This window comes from Campylobacter sp. IFREMER_LSEM_CL2256, from assembly GCF_025771645.1.
GTDB lineage: Bacteria > Campylobacterota > Campylobacteria > Campylobacterales > Campylobacteraceae > Campylobacter_D.
Genome location: NZ_JAKMQQ010000017.1, coordinates 1 through 19561 on the forward strand (window position 1 = coordinate 1; position 19561 = coordinate 19561).

21 protein-coding genes are annotated in these 19561 nt (G+C 29.3%); 14 read left to right on the top strand and 7 right to left on the bottom strand.

The genetic code is table 11. The annotated features are described in order from the left end of the window. Positions 1 to 43 precede the first annotated feature (43 nt). From L8U00_RS07315 to L8U00_RS07325, 3 genes are all read left to right on the top strand, one after another. Positions 44 to 1807: a tetratricopeptide repeat protein gene (locus L8U00_RS07315; protein WP_263709051.1), complete on the top strand. Its 1764-nt coding sequence runs from the start codon at positions 44 to 46 to the stop codon at positions 1805 to 1807. Between the two features lie 191 nt (positions 1808 to 1998). Beyond that, positions 1999 to 2586, top strand: coding sequence for a bacteriohemerythrin (locus tag L8U00_RS07320; protein ID WP_263709052.1), 588 nt, complete (start codon positions 1999 to 2001; stop codon positions 2584 to 2586). A gap of 8 nt (positions 2587 to 2594) precedes the next feature. Further along, positions 2595 to 3179, top strand: coding sequence for a bacteriohemerythrin (locus L8U00_RS07325; RefSeq protein ID WP_263709053.1), 585 nt, complete (start codon positions 2595 to 2597; stop codon positions 3177 to 3179). 226 nt (positions 3180 to 3405) lie between these two features. Here L8U00_RS07325 and ychF read toward each other — a convergent pair whose 3' ends face one another. From ychF to rpiB, 6 genes are read right to left on the bottom strand one after another with little or no spacing between them, the layout of a single operon-like run. Further along, positions 3406 to 4506: a redox-regulated ATPase YchF gene (ychF, locus tag L8U00_RS07330; protein ID WP_263679342.1), complete on the bottom strand. Its 1101-nt coding sequence runs from the start codon at positions 4504 to 4506 to the stop codon at positions 3406 to 3408. Further along, entirely contained in the window at positions 4503 to 5954 is a 1452-nt protein-coding gene (locus L8U00_RS07335; protein WP_263709054.1) for a leucyl aminopeptidase, read from the bottom strand. The genes ychF and L8U00_RS07335 overlap by 4 nt, the downstream gene beginning before the upstream one ends. Continuing rightward, on the bottom strand, positions 5951 to 6544 hold the full coding sequence (locus L8U00_RS07340) for a DedA family protein (protein WP_039668313.1): 594 nt from the start codon (positions 6542 to 6544) through the stop codon (positions 5951 to 5953). The genes L8U00_RS07335 and L8U00_RS07340 overlap by 4 nt, the downstream gene beginning before the upstream one ends. A 1-nt stretch (position 6545) precedes the next feature. Beyond that, positions 6546 to 7082 carry an adenine phosphoribosyltransferase gene (apt, locus tag L8U00_RS07345; protein WP_263709064.1) on the bottom strand — a complete coding sequence of 179 codons (537 nt, stop codon included), beginning with the start codon at positions 7080 to 7082 and terminating at the stop codon, positions 6546 to 6548. Further along, positions 7082 to 7414 (bottom strand): hypothetical protein, encoded by a 333-nt coding sequence (locus tag L8U00_RS07350; RefSeq protein ID WP_039618138.1) that lies wholly within the window; start codon positions 7412 to 7414, stop codon positions 7082 to 7084. The genes apt and L8U00_RS07350 overlap by 1 nt, the downstream gene beginning before the upstream one ends. Then, on the bottom strand, positions 7411 to 7848 hold the full coding sequence (gene rpiB, locus L8U00_RS07355) for a ribose 5-phosphate isomerase B (protein ID WP_263679345.1): 438 nt from the start codon (positions 7846 to 7848) through the stop codon (positions 7411 to 7413). Before rpiB ends, L8U00_RS07350 begins: the two co-directional genes overlap by 4 nt. A gap of 138 nt (positions 7849 to 7986) precedes the next feature. On the opposite strand from rpiB, the gene L8U00_RS07360 reads away from it, so the two are divergent. After that, on the top strand, positions 7987 to 8538 hold the full coding sequence (locus L8U00_RS07360; protein ID WP_263664282.1) for a CheB methylesterase domain-containing protein: 552 nt from the start codon (positions 7987 to 7989) through the stop codon (positions 8536 to 8538). Between the two features lie 9 nt (positions 8539 to 8547). Then, complete coding sequence (locus L8U00_RS07365; protein ID WP_263664281.1) at positions 8548 to 9330, top strand: CheR family methyltransferase; 783 nt, start codon at positions 8548 to 8550, stop codon at positions 9328 to 9330. On the opposite strand, the gene L8U00_RS07370 is transcribed toward L8U00_RS07365, so the two are convergent. Continuing rightward, complete coding sequence (locus tag L8U00_RS07370; RefSeq protein WP_263709056.1) at positions 9327 to 10520, bottom strand: MFS transporter; 1194 nt, start codon at positions 10518 to 10520, stop codon at positions 9327 to 9329. The two genes, L8U00_RS07365 and L8U00_RS07370, sit on opposite strands and share 4 nt — an antisense overlap. A 105-nt stretch (positions 10521 to 10625) precedes the next feature. Between L8U00_RS07370 and L8U00_RS07375 the strand changes: the two genes are divergently transcribed. From L8U00_RS07375 to L8U00_RS07415, 9 genes are all read left to right on the top strand, one after another. Beyond that, positions 10626 to 11672 carry a dehypoxanthine futalosine cyclase gene (locus tag L8U00_RS07375; RefSeq protein ID WP_263709057.1) on the top strand — a complete coding sequence of 349 codons (1047 nt, stop codon included), beginning with the start codon at positions 10626 to 10628 and terminating at the stop codon, positions 11670 to 11672. After that, on the top strand, positions 11672 to 12892 hold the full coding sequence (locus L8U00_RS07380) for a M16 family metallopeptidase (protein ID WP_263709058.1): 1221 nt from the start codon (positions 11672 to 11674) through the stop codon (positions 12890 to 12892). The genes L8U00_RS07375 and L8U00_RS07380 overlap by 1 nt, the downstream gene beginning before the upstream one ends. After that, the gene (gene recG / locus L8U00_RS07385; protein ID WP_263709059.1) at positions 12882 to 14705 is read left to right on the top strand and encodes an ATP-dependent DNA helicase RecG; all 1824 of its coding nucleotides are present in this window, start codon (positions 12882 to 12884) and stop codon (positions 14703 to 14705) included. The genes L8U00_RS07380 and recG overlap by 11 nt, the downstream gene beginning before the upstream one ends. Continuing rightward, the gene (locus L8U00_RS07390) at positions 14698 to 15300 is read left to right on the top strand and encodes a nitrosative stress-response regulator, Crp/Fnr family (protein ID WP_012661401.1); all 603 of its coding nucleotides are present in this window, start codon (positions 14698 to 14700) and stop codon (positions 15298 to 15300) included. Before recG ends, L8U00_RS07390 begins: the two co-directional genes overlap by 8 nt. 43 nt (positions 15301 to 15343) lie before the next feature. Beyond that, complete coding sequence (locus L8U00_RS07395; RefSeq protein ID WP_263709060.1) at positions 15344 to 15991, top strand: amino acid ABC transporter permease; 648 nt, start codon at positions 15344 to 15346, stop codon at positions 15989 to 15991. Beyond that, complete coding sequence (locus L8U00_RS07400; protein WP_039618154.1) at positions 15984 to 16643, top strand: amino acid ABC transporter permease; 660 nt, start codon at positions 15984 to 15986, stop codon at positions 16641 to 16643. Before L8U00_RS07395 ends, L8U00_RS07400 begins: the two co-directional genes overlap by 8 nt. Position 16644: 1 nt before the next feature. After that, positions 16645 to 17382: an amino acid ABC transporter ATP-binding protein gene (locus tag L8U00_RS07405; protein ID WP_263709061.1), complete on the top strand. Its 738-nt coding sequence runs from the start codon at positions 16645 to 16647 to the stop codon at positions 17380 to 17382. 106 nt (positions 17383 to 17488) lie between these two features. Continuing rightward, entirely contained in the window at positions 17489 to 18286 is a 798-nt protein-coding gene (locus L8U00_RS07410; RefSeq protein ID WP_412175430.1) for a cysteine ABC transporter substrate-binding protein, read from the top strand. A gap of 2 nt (positions 18287 to 18288) precedes the next feature. Then, positions 18289 to 19509: an MFS transporter gene (locus tag L8U00_RS07415; RefSeq protein ID WP_263709063.1), complete on the top strand. Its 1221-nt coding sequence runs from the start codon at positions 18289 to 18291 to the stop codon at positions 19507 to 19509. Positions 19510 to 19561 lie beyond the last annotated feature (52 nt).

Below are 19561 nucleotides of genomic sequence, written 5' to 3' on the forward strand. Positions count from 1 at the left end.
GTGGCGATATGTTATAATAATATAAAAAATATTAGAGGTGTTTATGTTAGATAAAATAATATATTATTATTACAACAATAATTATTACAAATGTCTAGAATATAGTGAAGCATATTTAGAACAAGATCCTAAAAATGCTTTAGAGTATGCTATGATGGCTTCTTTTAAAATAGGAGATTATGCTAAAACTTTACATTATGCAAAACAAATTTTTAATTTATATCCTACAAGTTTTTATGGGCTAATGCTTGCAAAAGCATTTTTGTCTAATGGAAACTTTAATGATGGCATTAGATTGCTTAAAGAACTTTTACAAAGGCAATGTTTTTTAAAAGATGAGCTTAGTTTAGAACTTGCTTTTGCTTATCAAAATACAGGAAGCCTAGAAGAGGCAGAAAAATTGTATAAGCTTGCTTTAGAAAAAGATATGTATAATCTTGATTTGTGGAAAAATTACGCTGAGCTTTATTTTAAAACAAATTTCCAAAAGGCACTTGAAGCACATAATGAACTTTGTGATTTTACACAAATTATGATAGCAAAATTACAAAGTGGAGAGTTAGTAGAAAAAAATTTTACAAATAGTATTAATTTACAAGATAGATTACAAGAGAAAACCCAAGAAAACTTGACTATAGTTAAAATTTATGAGTATTTAAATACGCAAATTTTACCACAAAAGGCGTATTTGCTTTTTAAACTTTTAAGATTAGAAGAATCTCTAGAATTATTTGCAAGTTTGTGTGAGTATAATCAAAATAATGCTCAGTTTTGGCAAAACTATGCAAAAGCATTAGAGTTAAGCGCTAATTACCAAGGTGCTTATAATGCGTATCAAAAAGCTTTGAGTTTACATCCGCACGCAACCTATCAGTTTGATTTGGCGTATTTATTAATGCGTATGGGTGAAAGTGATAATTTTGAAGAAGGCAAAAGAGTATATGAAAGTAGACTTTTTTATGCTCATAATGAAACATTTTCGCCATATCATTATAATAAAACTATACAAGCTTTTAACAAAGAAGGTGTGCAGGCTTTTAAAGATAAAGAAATTTTAGTTTTTTGTGAGCAAGGTTTTGGTGATACTTTTATGTATGCTAGATGTTTGGAAAAACTTTGTCAAATTGCCTCTAAAGTTTTATTTGCTCCGCAAAGTGCTATGTATGAAATATTTAAAAACCAACTCAAAGAGTTTAATAAACAAAATAAAATTTTTTCTAATTTGAAAATTTTAAAAGATTTTCCGAGTGAATTTGATTATGCTATGCCAATTTGCTCTTTGCCTTTACTTTGTGATATTAAATTAGATGAAATTCCTAAGTTAAAAACACCTATCATAGCTCTAGAAAAACCAAATAACAAAATTAAAAAAATAGGAATTTTTTGGTTTACACCTAATGCTATGAATACTGATTTATTAAGAAATGTGGATTTTGCATTTTTGTTTAATGCTTTAAAAGATTTAGACTGTGAAATAATATCTTTTCAGGTAGATGGAATGCAAGGAGTTAATCTACCTAATGAAGTTGAAAATAGGGGAGTGAAATTAAAAAATTGGAACGATACTTTAGATAATTTAAAAGATATTGATTGTATGGTAAGTATAGATAGTGCTATTGCACATTTAGCCTTAGCTTTAGATATACCTACAATAGTACTTTTAGCGCCTAGATTTGATTGGCGTTGGGGTAAATTTGAAAATCCTAAAAGCTATTTTTGGCCTAAAGCAAATTTACTTACTTTTTCTAATGAAGAGAATACAAAGGATAGGCTGCAAAAAACAATCAAAAGATTAATTTGTGTTTGATGATAAAATTTTTATAAAGCATCTTTTAAGATAGATGTTTTATAAATCAGATAATTTTTGTATTATTTTAAATATTTTATAAATTATTTTTAATATTATTATAAATATTTAAAATTTATTGTATACTTTTGCTCATTTTTTTGTGTTTATTTTATTGCTTAATTATATAGATATTATAGAAAAGGATTTTTGTGATTAAATGGGCAAAAGAATACAGCGTACATAATAAAATCATTGATGAGCAACATAAAGCTTTATTTGATATAGCTAAAAAGGCTTATCTTGTAGCAGAAAACCATGCAAGTGTTGGTGAAATAAAGAGTGTTTTGATTGAATTATTTGAGTATGTTAAAACACATTTTAAAGATGAAGAAGCTTATATGGAAAGTATTGCTTATCCTGACTTAGAGTATCATAAAAAAATACATCAAGAAATCACTGCCTCGTTGATTTCTTTGGTAAAAAATATCAAAACTGTAAATGATTTTAAAGAAAAACTTAATATTATTACAGAAAAATGGCTTTTAGAGCATATCTTAAAAGAAGATATGAAATACCACAAATACGAAAAACAAAAACAGCTTCAAATGAAAGAAAATTCATTTGAAGTAGATATTTCAACTGAAAGTATTTTTGAAGAGATTGTACCAGAACATATTATTTATGTTTGTGGTTGTGTAAATGAGAGGCATAAAATTCCTCATCGAGTTCATTTGCAAATTCTTGATGGTGCAAAATATAACTGCAAAGTTTGTAAAAAAATAATTCGTATTGCTTAGGATTGTTTATGGAGGTGCTTCCAGTATGGAATGAAAAATATAGCATTGAAAATACGGATATTGATTTACAGCATCAGACTCTTTTTGATTTAGCAGAAAAAACAGCTAGTTTATTAAATAGGCATATTTATAAAATTGAAGTTAAAGAGTTGTTGGGTAATTTTTTTGATTATATGAAAACACATTTTAAAGATGAAGAAGAATATATGTACTCCATAAATTATCCATATCTATCAGAGCACAAGGCAATGCATAAAAAAATCATTAAAGATATGAGCGCATTACTTAGTGAATGCAATAGTACAAATGATCTTAAAGAAAAACTTAATAAAATAGTTTCTATTTGGCTAGTAGAGCATATTGCAGAACATGATATGATGATTAATAAATACAAAAAAAGTTTAGACAAAGAAGAATTAGAGCTAACAAAAGAGCAAGAAAAAGATAATAAATTTGAATATATCTGTGGTTGCAAGGATATGATTCACAAGCTTGATTATGGATTGCATGTAAAAATTAAATATTTAAATATAGCTTATAAGTGTAAAAAATGCTCCAAAGAATTAAATTTTAATTCTTTGGAAGAAAAGTAGGTTGATGATTTTATACCAAGACAATAATATAAAATTTTTAAACTAGAATATAAAATTATCAAGATTATTTTTAATTTTAAGTTATTTGAATCATTTAAAATACTTTTTGGAGATATATTATTATTACATAAAACAGCAAAATATAAGATAATTGTGTTTGTGCGGTAAAATTATATGAAAATATAGTTTAATAAAATTTGCAAGCTAAAACAGCTTGCAATTTGAATTAAACATTAAATCTAAAATGCATTACATCACCATCTTGTACGATATAATCTTTTCCTTCAAGGCGTAGCTTTCCTGCTTCTTTAGCGCCACTTTCTCCTTTGCAAGCGATATAATCTTCATAAGAAATCACTTCAGCTTTGATAAAACCTTTTTCAAAGTCGTTGTGGATTACACTTGCTGCTTTTGGTGCTTTCCAGCCTCTTTGTATAGTCCATGATCTAACTTCTATTTGACCTGCTGTAAAATAGCTAATTAGATTAAGCTTTGAAAATGCTGTGCGTATAACTACTTCAAGCCCACTACGTTCAATCCCTAAAGATTTTAAAAACTCAAAATGCTCCTCATCGCTTAAAGCTATCATTTCCTCTTCTATTTTAGAGCAAAGTTTGATAACCTCATGCCCTGATTTTGCTGCAAATTCTTTAAGATTTTTTACAAATTCATTATCTTCTAAAAGGGAATTCTCATCTACATTTGCTCCATATATTACTTCCTTAGCTGAAAGCAATCTTAGTTCTTTTATAAGAGCATGATAGACTTCATTTTTATTTGGAAATGAGCTTGCACTATTGTTTTGATTTAAATGTTCTAAAAGCTCATTAGCTAAAGCCAAACTTTCTTTTGCACCTTTTTCGTTGGCCTTTGCACCTTTAGTGAGTTTTTCTATTTTTTTACTAAGTTGTTCTATATCTGCTAGTATAAGTTCTGTTTCTATGATTTGCACATCACGCACAGGATCAACACTGCCCGCAACATGGGTGATATTTTCATCATCAAAACAACGCACAATATGTAAAATCATCTCTGTTTCACGTATGTTAGATAAAAATTTATTACCCAAACCCTCGCCTTTGCTAGCGCCAGCTACTAAACCTGCTATATCAACAAATTCTATATTTGAGCGTATGATTTTTTGTGGATTGACAATCTTTGCTAGCTCTTTTAAGCGATGATCGGGTACAGGTACGACTGCTTTGTTTGGCTCTATGGTGCAAAATGGATAATTTGCACTTTCTGCATTTTGTGCTCTTGTTAGTGCATTAAAAGTGGTAGATTTTCCGACATTTGGAAGTCCTACTATACCAACTGATAAACTCATTTTTGTTTCCTTGAAAGATAAAGTAAATATGAAAGGCACATTCTAACACCTGCTCCACTTGCACCAAAGCTATGATAACCCCAAGCTTTTTCTAAGTAAGCTGGCCCTGCGATGTCTAAATGTAGCCATTTGTCTTTGTATTCTTCTCTAATGAAAGAATTTAAAAATAACCCCGCTGTAATAGCCCCACCATAACGACTTGAAGAGGTATTGCTAACATCTGCTATATTTGATTTTATAAGTTCTTTTAAATGTGGATTAAAATGTAAAATAGTAGCTAAATCTCCACTTTTTTTACTTACTTTGAAAAAATCGTTTTGTAAATCTTCATTATTTCCCATGATGGCACTTGTGTATTCTCCAAGTCCTACTACGCAAGCTCCAGTTAGAGTGGCAAGATCTATTAATAAATCAGGTTTTAGATCTTGAGCAAGCGAAAGACAATCTGCTAAAACTAATCTTCCTTCTGCGTCGGTGTTTCTAACCTCTATACTCACACCTTCTCTTGAGATAAGTACATCATCAGGCTTGTAAGCATTTCCGCCTATCATGTTTTCAGTTGCACCGATGATAGAATGCACTTCTATATTAAGGTTTAATTCACTTGCGCCTTTGATGATGGCCATTGCCGCTGCACCACCGCTTTTATCTGATTTCATTGTTAGCATATAATCAGCAGGTTTTAAACTAAGCCCACCACTATCATAAGTTAGTCCTTTGCCTACAAACACTACTTTCATTTTTGGATTTTGTGGTTTGTATGAAAGATGAATGAGTTTTGGAGGATGGATTGATGCACGATTTACCGCTAAAAATGCTTGCATTTTTTCTTGCTCTAAGAAATCACTCTCATAGATTTTACATGAAATCTTGCAATCATTTTGACTTAAGCTAAGAGCATCCTCAGCCATTTTTGCAGGAGTATAAATTTGAGGAATTTCATTTACGATATTTTTTGCAAAATCACAAGCATTTGAAAAAACCTGACCATAGTTTATACCTATGCAAGCTTCTTCTAGGTTATATGCTTTGTCATTAATTTCATCTTTTGAGATGAAAATATTCTCTAACTTACTCTGTGTTTTTTCTTTTTTATATTTATCAAACTCATAAGCACCAAAAGTAAATCCTTGAATCATAGCATTAAAGCTATTTACTACGCATTTTCCTACAACACTCTTTGTTTTAACACTTTGAATTTCAAGTTTTTTTAAAGCTTTATAAGCATTTGCAAAAGCAAGTCTTATATCTTCATATTCTAAACTTTTAAGTTCACTATAAAGAATTTTATTTTGCATATCTATGCAAATTCCTTCGCCTTTATAATTTGAAAGTTTAAAAAGTTCTTGACTTTGAGTGTATTTTTCTATCTTTTTATCTTGTATTAAAATGATTTCAAAGTCAGCATTTATAGAATTTATAGTTTCTTCTTTAAAATTAAAAATCATTTATGCTCCCTTTTTCTAAGTATTGATTTTTCTATTTGTTTCATACCTAAAAATAAAGCAAGTAAAAAACAAGCAATAATAGGCACTGCAAAATACCAGTGATCTCCAGCCCATTCCACTGCAAGCCAAATTTGTTTTCCAAAAAACCATGCAAGTAAAATGGTTATGGCAGCCCAAGCCCAAGCACTAATGAGATTAATAAATGCAAATTTTTTCGCACTATAGCGTGTTAGTCCTATGCTCATAGGTATAATAGTTCTAAAGCCATACATATATCTTTGTATGAATATAATAGGCCAACCAAAACGCTGCAAGAGTAAATGTGCTATGGCAAATTTACGCCTTTGGGTGCGAAGTTTTTTCTGAATATATTTTTTATTATATCTTCCTATATAAAAATATATTTGATCACCTACAAAACCACCCAAACCTGCTACAAAGATGATAAGTCCTAAATTTACATGACCTTCATGTGCAAAAATACCTGCTAAAATAAGCGCAAGTTCTCCCTCAAGTATGCACCATAAAAACACGATGATATAAGCCCAGTTTTTATAATCATACAAAAGTTGTTTTAAAAATTCTTCCATTTTATACCTCTAAAACACTATAAACAGAAGTTAATTTAGCTAATTCTTTAGCCCCATCAAGATCTTTTAATTCTAGTAAAAAACAAGCTTCAACACATTTTGCATTGAGTTTTTCTATGAGTTTAACAGCAGCGATAGCTGTGCCACCTGTGGCGATGAGATCATCTATGAGTAAAACGTTTGCTTTTTGATTGTTAAATGCATCGATATGAATTTCTATGGTATCGCTACCATATTCTAAACTATAAGATTCTTGCAAGCATTTTGAAGGTAATTTACCTGGTTTTCTAATAGGCACAAAAGGTAGTTTTAATCTAGCACTTAGTGCAGCTCCAAAAATAAAACCTCTACTTTCTATACCAACGATATAATCAAGCTTTGCGTTTTGGTATTTTTCAACTAAATGATCCATTAAAAATGCAAACGCTTCTTTGTTATTTAATAAAGTAGTGATATCTCTAAAGATAATTCCTTCTTTTGGAAAATCCTTAATAGCTCTAATGCTATCTAATAAGTATTTTTTATCTTGTTCTTTCATCATAATAATGCCTCGATTTTTGCTTCTAATTCTTTGATTCTTTGTCTTAATTTTTCATTTTCGATACGATATTGTGAATTTCTTGTTCTAAGAGAGGTTAGGTCTGCTTTGCTTTTGTTTAATTCCTCAGTTAAAATGTCAATATTGCCTAAACTTCTTTGAAGCTGTACTTGTAATTTTCTAATGACTATTTCAGTATCATCAAGATTGTTTTTTATGAATTCTTTTGCTACTTTTTCTTTATGAAGTAAGGTTTTATAATAAAGCAACATAATAGTCATATAAATACTAACACAAATTAATACAGTTAATACAAGCCAACTTAAAATCATAATTTTGCCTCTATTTTGCTAATTCGCACGCAATGTCTTCCACCGCTAAAAGAAGTATTAATGAAATTTGAGATGATTTCAAAAGCCATATCTACTCCGGTTAGTCTAGCTCCTAAGGCTAAAACATTTGCATCGTTATGTTCTCTTGAGAGTCTAGCGCTTAAAGGTTCATTACACAAAGCACAGCGTATATTTGTATGGCGATTTGCTGCTATACTCATACCAATACCTGATCCACACACTAAAATTCCAAAACTATTTTCGTTAATTTTAGAGCTTAATAAATGTGCATAATCAGGATAATCACAACGATCATTACTAAAAGGACCTAAGTCTTCAAAGCTTATATTTTTTTCTTGTAAAAAATTGATAATTTCTTGCTTTAAAATAAAGCCAGCATGATCACTTGCTATGTAAATTTTTTCTCTTAACATTTAATAATCACTTATCATTTGAAATTTAAAGTATTAATTTTATCATATTTAATTAAAATTTTTCTTTCTTGTATATAATTATTTTTTAATATTTTCAAATATTTATTTGATATAATAATACTAAACTTAAGGTAAAAAATGAAGCTTGTTTTGATTGGTTCTTCAACGGGTGGTCCAAGTCAACTAAAGTTTTTACTAAATGATATAGAACTTAAAGATTGTGCGGTAGTGATTGCTCAACATATGAACCCAGCTTTTATTCCTTCTTTTGTAAATCAATTTAACAAAGAAGCAAAAAGTGATGTGATTGTACCAAACGACAAAGAAGTTTTAAAAAATAAAATTTATATTTGTCAAAGAAATATGGTTTTAAGTGGAAATAACACTTTAGTATTAAACACTACAGAACAAATAAGTAGTTTTAACCCAGGGATAGATGTTTTGTTTCATTCGGCTGTAAATCTTTGTAAATATCATAAAATTTTAGCCTTGATCATGACAGGAATGGGTGATGATGGTGCTAAATCTTTATTTGAGCTTTATAAGGTTGGTGTGAGGTGTTTATGTGAAAATGAGGCAGATTCTATAGTATATGGAATGCCAAAAAAAGCTAGAGATACTAATCCAAATTTAAAACCTATGAGTTTAATAGAACTCAAAAAAGAAATAATAAATTTTATCAAATCATAGGATGGAAAGATGATAAAAATTACAGAAAATGAAATGAATGATTTTATAAAAATAGTAGAGCAAATAAGTGGAAATAATCTTAATACTAAAAAAGATATTTTATCTATAAAGCTACCTAAATTTTTACAAGAATTAGGTTTAAGCAGTCTTAGTGAATTAAATGAAAAAGTGCAGTTTCAAAGAAATTTAAAGCAAGAAACTATGGATTTTATTACAGTTTGTGAGACATATTTTTTTAGAGAATTAGAACAATTAAAAGATGTAATTTTTTATATAAAATCTCTTGATCGACCTGTAAATGTACTTTGTGCCCCATGTTCAAGTGGTGAAGAAGTGTATTCTTTGGCTATTTTAGCAAGTGAGAATTTTGTTAAAGGTATGAATATAGTTGGTATAGATATTAATAAAAAAATGATAGATAAATGCAATGAAATGTTATATTCAGAGCGCTCAGTAGCTAGATTAAACACTATGCAAAAAACGCGTTATTTTGATGTAAAAGATAGAATGTATCAGCTTAAAAAAGAGACTTTAGCTTGTAGATGTCGTTTTGAGCTTTGTAATGTTTTTGATGATTCTTTATTTAAACTTGGGAAATTTGATGTGATTTTTTCAAGAAATATGATGATTTATTTTGATCAAGATTTCAAAATAAGATTAATGGAGCGTTTCCATAGGATATTAAATAGAGAAGGTAGAATATACCCAGGAAAATCAGATCTTGTACCTGAAACAGCGTATTTTGAAAAAAACTTTTCAGCGGGTGGGGTTTATTATTCTAAGGTGGATTAATTATATTTTTTATTAAACCACCACCAATAAATCGCCGCAAAGATAAAACATACTCCTAAGCCAAAAGTAAAATGGCTTAATTTTATTCCATAAAATTCAAATAAATATCCTGTTGAAAAAGCAATAATTGCACTAAAAGTTAAATACACCATATCATTATAGGCAATCACTCTACCATAATATCTTTTATCACAATCATTTTGCAAAAGTGTGTAAGTATAGCTCCATAAAGATGAAGTACAAAAACCTGCCATTACTAAGCCTATAAAGGCAAGATAAAAGTTAAATTGCAAGCAAGCCCAAAGCATTATACCTATACCTTGCGCTAAGTATAAATATACTAAAGTGTTTTTATTAATATAAGGACTAAGCACATAAGGTCCTATGAGTAAAGATATGGCTCTTATAGCATTAGAAAGCCCTATGGCTAGAGGTATGGAAATAACTTTTGCGTATTCATATTCGGCTAAAAGAGTGATTAAAACATCATAAGCGGTTATCCCTACAACTCCATGAAGTAAAATCAAATGAATGATTTTTTTATTGTTAAATACATAAACTAAACCTTCTTTGATTAATATAAAAAGATTGTTTTGTGTGGTATTTTTTTCATCAGGTAAGATTAAAGTTTTAAGTATAAGCATAGCGCAAAATAACATTAAAGTATCAGCTATGAAAGCTGGTTTTACTCCAAAAAGATCTATAAAAAGTCCTGCTGCGCCCATACCCAAAGCATATGATACAGCCCATATAATACTATGAAGCTCATTGCCTAGTTTTAATTCTTGTGGGGTTAAAATTTTAGGTAAAACTGACATTTCTGTTTGAAAATACATGCTTGCAACCGCCATACGCACAAAGGTTAAAAAGTATAAAAACCAAAGCATAGCTAAAGAATTTACAAAAATTAGCATAAAAATAGAAATCATCTCAATGCTAATCATTGTCAGTAATAAATTCTTAGGTTTAAATCTATCTACTATAACTCCATTTATAGGTGCAAGTATAATAGAAGGTAAAAAAACAAAAATAGCTGAAAAGCCTATGATATTTGCAGGCGCTTGTAGCTCTTTGGTTAAGAGAGTAAAAACACCTACTTGAGAAAACCATGCACCAAAATAACTTATAAATTGTACCATTGCTAAAAGGCGAAAAGTTTTATTATTTTTAAGTAAAGACCTATAAGTCATGAGTATCCTATGAATATATGAAATTAAAGGGCTTGATTATATCGTTTTTAAGATTATTTTACATTTAAATGCTATAATAATTCTTTTTTATAAAAAAGGTTAATAATGAATAGATTAAGCAAAAAAGAAGCATTGAATTTACTCCAAAATGCACCTTTATACGAATTAGGCACAATGGCATATGAGAAAAAATTAGAGCTTCACCCTGAAAAAATAACTACTTTTGTGGTGGATAGAAATATAAATTATACAAATATTTGTTGTATTGATTGTGATTTTTGTGCTTTTTGTAGAAAAGAAAAAGATGATGATTCTTATATTTTAAAATACGAAGAAATAGGGCAAAAAATAGAAGAATTACAAGCCATAGGTGGAACGCAAATTTTATTTCAAGGCGGGGTGCATCCAAAACTTAAAATAGAATGGTATGAAGACTTACTTTCTTATATAAAAACTAATTATCCAACCATCACTGTGCACGGTTTTTCAGCAGTAGAGATAGCTTATATAGCAAGAGTTTCTAAAATTTCTATTGAAGAGGTTTTAAAAAGACTACAAACTAAAGGACTTTTTTCTATACCTGGAGCAGGTGCTGAAGTATTAAGCGATAGAGTAAGAGATATCATCGCACCACACAAATGTGACACAGCTACTTGGCTTAGAGTGCATGAGAGTGCACATAATATAGGTATGAAAAGTACTGCTACTATGATGTTTGGTACGGTTGAAAATGATGAGGAAATCATCGAACATTTTGATCATTTAAGAAATTTACAAGATAAAACAGATGGTTTTAGAGCTTTTATTTTATGGTCATTTCAAAGTGAAAATACTCCTTTGATTAAAAAACATCCTGAAATCATCAAGCAAAGTTCTAATAGATATTTAAGATTGTTAGCTTTAGCAAGATTATATTTGGATAATTTTAAAAATTTACAAAGTTCATGGGTAACACAAGGCTCTTTGATAGGCCAACTTGCTTTAAAGTTTGGTGCAAATGATTTAGGTTCAACCATGATGGAAGAAAATGTCGTAGCTGCAGCTGGTGCAAAATACAGAATGAATCAAGAACAAATGATAGAACTTATCAAAGATATAGGAGAATTACCTGCTAAACGTGACACAGCTTATAATATTTTAGAAAGGTTTTAATGCTAAATTTAGACTTTAATAATACTAAAATAGACATAATATATGAGTATGAAAACGAGCTTCCTGTGGTATTTTTTAAACTCATTTTTAAAAATAGTGGAAAAATAGCAGAAAAACACAATAGGGGTTGTGCAAGTATGCTTGCTAGGCTTTTAAATGAAGGAAGTAATGATGAGTTTTTTAAAAGCTTAGAATACCGTGCTATAGAGCTTTATGCTAAGGCTAGTTTTGAGCATTTTCAAATTAGTATTAAATGCTTGAAAGAACATTTTGATTTTGCTTTAGAAAAATTACAAGAATTGTTTTTAAATGTGCGTTTTGATGAAAAAATCTTACAAAGATTAAAAACTTTAGCTTTGGGTGAGCTTGCAAGTTTAAATACTGATTATGATTATCAAGCAAAAAGACTTTTAAATAAAAATGTTTTCAAAGATGAAATTTTTGCTAGTGGTCTTGATGGGACTAAAGAAAGCATAGAAAAGATTAGTTTGAAAGAATTACAAGATTTTATGAGTGAAAATTTAGTGCTTGATAATGCTTTATTTGTTTTTGGTGGAGATATTAAAGAAGATGAAGCAAAGATTAAAGCAGAAAAAATTTGCCAAATTTTAAAAAGAAATACCTCAAATCAAAACAAAAATTACAAACTCATTGATGAGAATATAGAAGTAAGTGAGCAAAAAAGTACCGAACAAGCTTATATATACTTTTGTTCTCCATTTAATATGCAAATTAATGATGAAAAAATGTATTTAGCTAAACTTGCTTTATTTATCTTGGGTCAAGGTGGTTTTGGTTCGCGTTTGATGGAGGAAGTGCGTGTAAAAAGAGGCTTGGCGTATTCAGCATATGCTATGCTTGATGTAAATTTAAACTATAGTAGAGTTTTTGGGTATTTGCAAACTAAAAATGAAAGTTCTAATGAGGCTAAAACTTTAGTTAAAGAAGTTTTTGAAAATTTTGTCCAAAATGGAGTGAATGAAAAAGAATTTCAACTAGCTAAACAATTTTTAGTAGGCTCTATGCCTTTAAGATATGAAAGCTTGGCTAAAAGACTAGATATAATGTTAAATGAGTATTTGCATGGTTTAAAACTTGGAAATTTGAAAGAAGAAATGCAAAAGATTAAAAACACTACCTTAGATGAGTTAAATGACTTTATCAAAACACATAGTGAAATTACAAAAGTGAGTTTTGCAAGTATAGAAAATGAAAGTTGAAGAAAAGGATTTAAAACTACTTCATACTTTAGGGGTTAAAAATTGTATTGATTTGGCTTTGATTTTACCTAAAAAATTTGATGATTTTAGAATTTCAAAGTTTCCAAAAGATACATTTTGCACCCAAAATGTAAAAATTATCAGTACGCAAAATCATCACTCCCAGCTTTTTATACTTTGTGAATGTTTAGAATGGGGTATAAAAGCAAATATAGTAATCTTTCATCCTAATAAATGGCATTTTAAAATTTTTAAGCATAATGCTTTAGTTTGTATCCATGCAAAGATGAATTTTTTCAATGGAATTTGGCAGTTTATAAACCCAAAAATAGTAAAAAACATAGGTCAAATAGCCCCTAAATATCAAATTAGCTCTATTAAAGATGAAAGCATAAACAAACTTATCTTAAAATATGTCAATGAAGCTAATTTAAAAGCACTAAATTTAGAACAAAAATATATTAATTTGCTTTTAAATTTGCACAATTATGATGATTTAACTCTTTATGAAAATTTTAACGCCATAGTTAAAGACTTAAAATATATAGAAATTTTTAATCATTTAAGGCGTTTAAAGGGTAAAAAAATATCACAAAATGCTTATGAAATAGAACTTTTTGATATAAGCTCTTGGCTTAAGGGTTTAGAATTTAACCCTACAAATGATCAACTTTTAGCGATAGAAGATATTAAAAAAGACTTACAAAATAAAGTTGCTAAAAGGCGTGTAGTAATGGGTGATGTGGGTTGTGGTAAGACTTTGGTTATACTTGCTGCAAGTTTGCTAGTATATCCTAAAAAGGCTATTTTAATGGCTCCAACTAGTATATTAGCAGAGCAAATTTATCATGAAGCAAAAAGACTTTTGCCTGATTTTGTTAATGTATTGCTTTTAAAAGGTGGTAAAAAAGATAAAGATTTAGCAAAATTAAAAGAACAAGCTCATTTTATCATAGGCACACATGTGCTCATTCATCAAGAAGAATTTGAAGCAGTTTTAGTGATGATAGATGAGCAACACCGTTTTGGTTCTAATCAAAGACAAAAAATAAGCGAGCTTAGCAAAAATTCTCAATATGCTCCACATATCGTGCAATTTTCTGCTACACCTATACCAAGAACACTTTCTATGATACAAAGTGAGCTTGTAAATTTTAGTTTTATTAAACAAATGCCTTTTAAAAAAGACATTAAGACTTTTTGTATACAAGATAAAGATTTTAAATATTTGCTTAAAAAAATCGATGATGAGCTAGTTAAAAATCATCAAGTAATCATCATTTATCCTTTAGTAAATGAAAGTGAAAATATAGATTATTTATCACTAGAACAAGCACAAGGATACTGGATAAACAAATACAAAAATGTTTATGTAACTCATGGAAAAGATAAAAATAAAGATCAAATTTTACAAGAATTTAGAGAAAAAGGCACGATTTTACTTTCTACTACCGTGGTTGAAGTGGGGATTTCTTTGCCAAGACTTAGTGTGATTGTGGTTGTTGGGGCTGAAAGACTTGGGCTTGCTACCTTACATCAGCTTAGAGGTAGGGTAGGTAGAGTGGGGCTTGAGAGCTTTTGTTATTTATATACTAAGCAAAAAGAAATTCCAAGTCGTTTGCTTGAATTTGCTAAAACTTTAGATGGATTTAAAATAGCTGAGCTTGATTTGAAAAATAGGTTAAGTGGAGATTTGCTAGATGGTAGAGTGCAACATGGCAATCATTTTAAATTCTTTGATTTTGCAGATGATGGAGAGTTAGTTTTAAAAGCAAAAGAAAGTATCAAAAATATGGAAAAAGAAAATGGATAAACACTTTGAAATTTTAATTTCTAAAGGCAAGAAAAAACATTTTAACAAAGGGAACATTTTATTTTTTCAAGGTGAAAAAGCAAATAAAATTTACATTTTACTAAGTGGAAAAGTGCGTATATATAAGGTGAATGCAAAAGGTTTTGAACTAACACTTCACACTTTAACTCCGGTAAATTTTATAGCTGAAATGCCTGTGTTTGAGGGTATTAATTACCCAGCTAATGCTATTTGTGAGCAAGATTGTGAAATTTGTGTTTTTGATTTTGATGAATTTAAAAAATTATGCTTGGAAAATGGGGAATTTAGCTTTTTGCTTCTGACTTCTTTAATCGGTAAAATTCGAATTTTAGAAAATTTCATCAGGCAAAAATCTTTGGATTTAAAGTCAAGATTAGTCAGCTTTTTACTAGAAAATGAAGAAAAATTACAAAATTTAAAGCAAAAAGAAATTGCTGTGATTTTGAATTTACCCCCAGAATCCTTGTCGCGTTTTTTAAAAGAATTAAAACAAAATGAGCTTATTTGCACAAATAAAGGTAAAATAGCAATTTTAAATAAAGAAAAAATGCAAAATTTAATTAAGTCTTTTTAAGTCTTATTTGTTACAATATTGTATTTAAAGTATGGAAGGTTTTATGGATTTTGATTTTTTAATCAAGTTTAGCCCTATGTTTATACAAGCTTCTTGGCTTACTTTAAAACTTGCTATTTATGGAGTATTTTTTTCATTTTTAGTAGGTTTATTTTGTGTGGGAGTAAGTTATTTTAAATTTTCTTTTTTAAATACAATCTGTAAAATTTACATAGAATTTTCAAGAAATACACCTTTATTAATCCAACTTTTCTTTTTATATTATGCTTTGCCTGAGTTTGGAATACACCTTAGCTCTTTTGCATGTGCTGTGATAGGACTTAGTTTTTTAGGTGGTTCTTATATGGCTGAAAGTTTAAGAGCGGGTATGGAAGCAGTAAAAAAACAACAATACGAATCAGGACTTTCTTTGGGTTTGAGTAAATGGAAAAATTTTCGTTATGTAATCATACCTCAAGCTTTGGGTATAGCTATGCCAAGTATTAGTGCAAATATCATTTTTTTACTCAAAGAAACTTCTGTAGTAAGCATTATTGCTTTAGCAGATTTAGTATATGTGGCTAAAGATCTTATAGGACTTTATTATAAAAGTAATGAAGCATTATTTGCTTTGGTGCTTTGTTATTTGATTTTGATTTTACCTTTATCTTTAGTGTTAAACCGTATAGAAAAAAGGTTAAATTATGTTTGAAATTTTAAATCAAGATACCTTTTTTAGACTAGCACAAGGCTTAAAGGTTACTTTAGAGCTTTCATTGATTAGTGTTTTGATTTCACTTATTGGAGGAGTATTTTTTGGAATTTTAATGCATTCTAAAAATAAAATCCTTTATGCTTTTTGTCGTTTTATGCTTGAGTTTGTGCGTATTATGCCTTTGATTGTTTGGCTTTTTATAGTGCATTTTGGCTTGGCGAAATGGTTTGGATGGCATTTGAGTGCTTTGGGTTCAAGTATTATTGTTTTTAGTATTTGGGGCGTGTTTGAGATGATGGATTTGGTTAGATCGTCTTTAGCAAGCATACCAAAACACCAGTACGAATCAGGACTTTCACTAGGTTTTAATAAATTTGAAGTTTATCTTTTTATCATTATACCTTTATCTTTAAGAAGATTATTACCAATGAGTATTAATCTTTTTACAAGAATTATTAAAAGTACTTCAGTGATTTATCTAATCGGTGGCATAGAGCTTATTAAAGTAGGCCAACAAGTGATTGAGCTAAATTTATTTCAAAACTCTTACGCGGCTTTTGTGATTTATGGTTTGATTTTATTGATTTATTTTATACTTTGCTATCCTTTGTCGGTATATTCAAAGTTTTTAGAGAAAAAATGGAGCTAATATGAGCATTTTAAAAATACAAAATTTACAAAAATACTATGATGATCATCATGTTTTAAAAGATATAAATTTAGAAGTAAATCAAAAAGAAGTAGTGGTTATACTAGGTCCAAGTGGTTGTGGGAAATCTACACTTTTAAGATGTATTAATGGTTTAGAAGAAATGGCTGATGGAGCTATTTTTGTAGATGATGAAAAAATTGATAAAAATTATAAAAAATGGACTCAAATTCGCCAAAAAATAGGCATGGTGTTTCAATCTTATGAGCTTTTTGATCATTTAAATGTGAAGCAAAATATACTTTTAGGACCTTTAAAGGTGCAAAAAAGAAAAAAAGAAGAAGTTTTAGAAGAAGCAAAATATTGGCTTGATAGAGTAGGGCTTTTGCATAAATTAAAAGCTTATCCTAAAGAGTTAAGTGGTGGACAAAAACAACGCATAGCCATAGTTAGAAGCCTTTGTATGAATCCTGAAATCATGCTTTTTGATGAAGTTACAGCAGCGCTTGATCCTGAAATCGTGCGTGAGGTTTTAGATGTGATTTTAAATTTAGCAAAAGATGGTATGACTATGCTTATAGTTACACATGAAATGGGTTTTGCAAGAGCAGTTGCTGATAAAATAGTTTTTATGGATGATGGAAAAATAGTAGAAATTTCAAAGCCTGATGAATTTTTTGAAAATCCAAAAACTGATCGTGCGAAGAAATTTCTCAATTTATTTGATTTTCATCGTTAATTTTATTTTAGAAAAGATTTGTTTAAAAAATTAATATAAGGTTTAAAAATTTAAATTTTAATCACAAGGAAAAAATATGAAAAAGATTTTTCTTTTATCGTTTTTAATGGCACTTTTTTTTAGCGCCTGTTCAAATTCAAGTTCTAATGAAAACTCCATAGAAAAAATCAAACAACAAGGTGTTATCCGCATAGGTGTGTTTGGTGATAAACCTCCATTTGGCTACCTAGATGCACAAGGGAAAAATCAAGGCTATGATGTGTATTTTGCTAAACGTATAGCAAAAGAACTTTTGGGTGATGATTCTAAAGTACAATTTGTTTTAGTCGAAGCAGCAAATAGGGTGGAGTTTTTAGAGTCAAATAAAGTAGATTTAATCTTAGCAAATTTTACAAAAACCCCAGAAAGAGAAGCTGTGGTGGATTTTGCATTGCCTTATATGAAAGTTGCTCTTGGAGTAGTGGCTCCTAAGGGATCGGATATTAAAACTATAGATGATTTAAAAAACAAAACTTTGATTTTAAATAAAGGCACAACAGCTGATGCGTATTTTACAAAAAATATGCCAGAAATTAAAAGTATAAAATTTGATCAAAACACAGAAACTTTTGCAGCTTTAATCGGTAAAAGAGGCGATGCGCTAAGCCATGATAATGCTTTACTTTTTGCTTGGGCTAAAGAAAATCCAAATTTTGAAGTGGTAATTAAAGAACTTGGAAATCATGATGTCATAGCTCCTGCTGTAAAAAAAGGTGATGAGGCTATGTTGAAATTTATTAATGATTTGATTTTAAAATTACAAAATGAGCAGTTTTTTCATAAAGCTTATGATGAAACCTTAAAGCCATTTTTTAGTGATGATATAAAAGCTGATGATGTAGTAATCGAAGGTGGCAAAATTTAATAATGCAAAAAGCTTTTAAAAATACCATCTATGCTTCTTTAGGTGGTATTTTGGAATTTTATGATTTTGTTTTATTTATCTTCTTTGCAAGTGTTTTTGCAAAAATTTTCTTTCCTCAAAATGATGATTTTTGGCCATTAATCTACACTTATGTAGCCTTTGGAGCAGGGTATTTAGCTAGACCTTTTGGTGCTGTTGTTTTAGCACATTTTGCAGATATTAAAGGGCGTAAGAATGTTTTTTATGTCAGTATGCTTTTAATGGTCGTGCCAAGTTTTGTTTTGGCCTTTTTACCTACTTATGAAAGTATAGGACTTTTAGCTACTTTTATGCTTTTTATCATACGGATAACTCAAGGACTAGCCATAGGAGCTGAAGTGAGTGGTGCTTGGATTTTTGTGAGTGAATTTGTGAGTAAAAAAAGACTTGGTTTGGCACTTGGTTTTATTTCAGCGACTTTAACTTTAGGTTTATTGCTTGGAAATTTAGCGACTTTGACTATATATGCGTATTTTAATAAAGAAGAAGTAGAAAGCTTTGCTTGGAGAATTCCTTTTTTTATAGGGGGATTTTTTGGCATAATAGCTTTATTTTTGCGCACAAAGCTTAATGAAACGCCAGCTTTTAAAAACATAAAAGAGAAAGAAAAAATTTTAAATTTTCCACTTTTACAAGCTTTAAAAACACACAAGAAAAGTATGTTAATATGCGCTTTACTTACTGTGGTTTTAACAAGCGGGGTAGCTACTTTAATGATACTGCCACAATATTTTGAAAGCTTATTAGGAGTTAGTAAAACTACTGCTTTGTTATATCAAAATTTGGCCATCGTGATGATCATACTAGGAAGTTTAGCACAAGGGTATTTAGCGGATTTTTTAGGACATTTTAGGATTTGCTTGATTTTTACTGTGGTTTTTGGAGCTTTTGGCATAAGTTTTAGCTTTTATAATGAGTGGTTTTTATCATTTTATTTGCTTGCTTGTTTTGCGCAAGGCATTATAGCTTTTGCTCCTATTTTTATGACTCAAATTTTTACTACAGAGTTAAGATCAAGTGGTCTTTCTTTTGCTTATAATATCTCTTATGCGATTTTAGGTTTTTTAACACCCTTTGTTGTTAATTTTATGTATGAGAAGTATTTTTATATTTATATTATTTTTATAGTGATTGCTAGTTTGCTAAGTATACTTTTAGTAAAAAATTCTTTTAAAAATTTATAACATTATTTTTTTATTCAACCCCCCCCCAATATCTCAGTATATCCAATCTTTC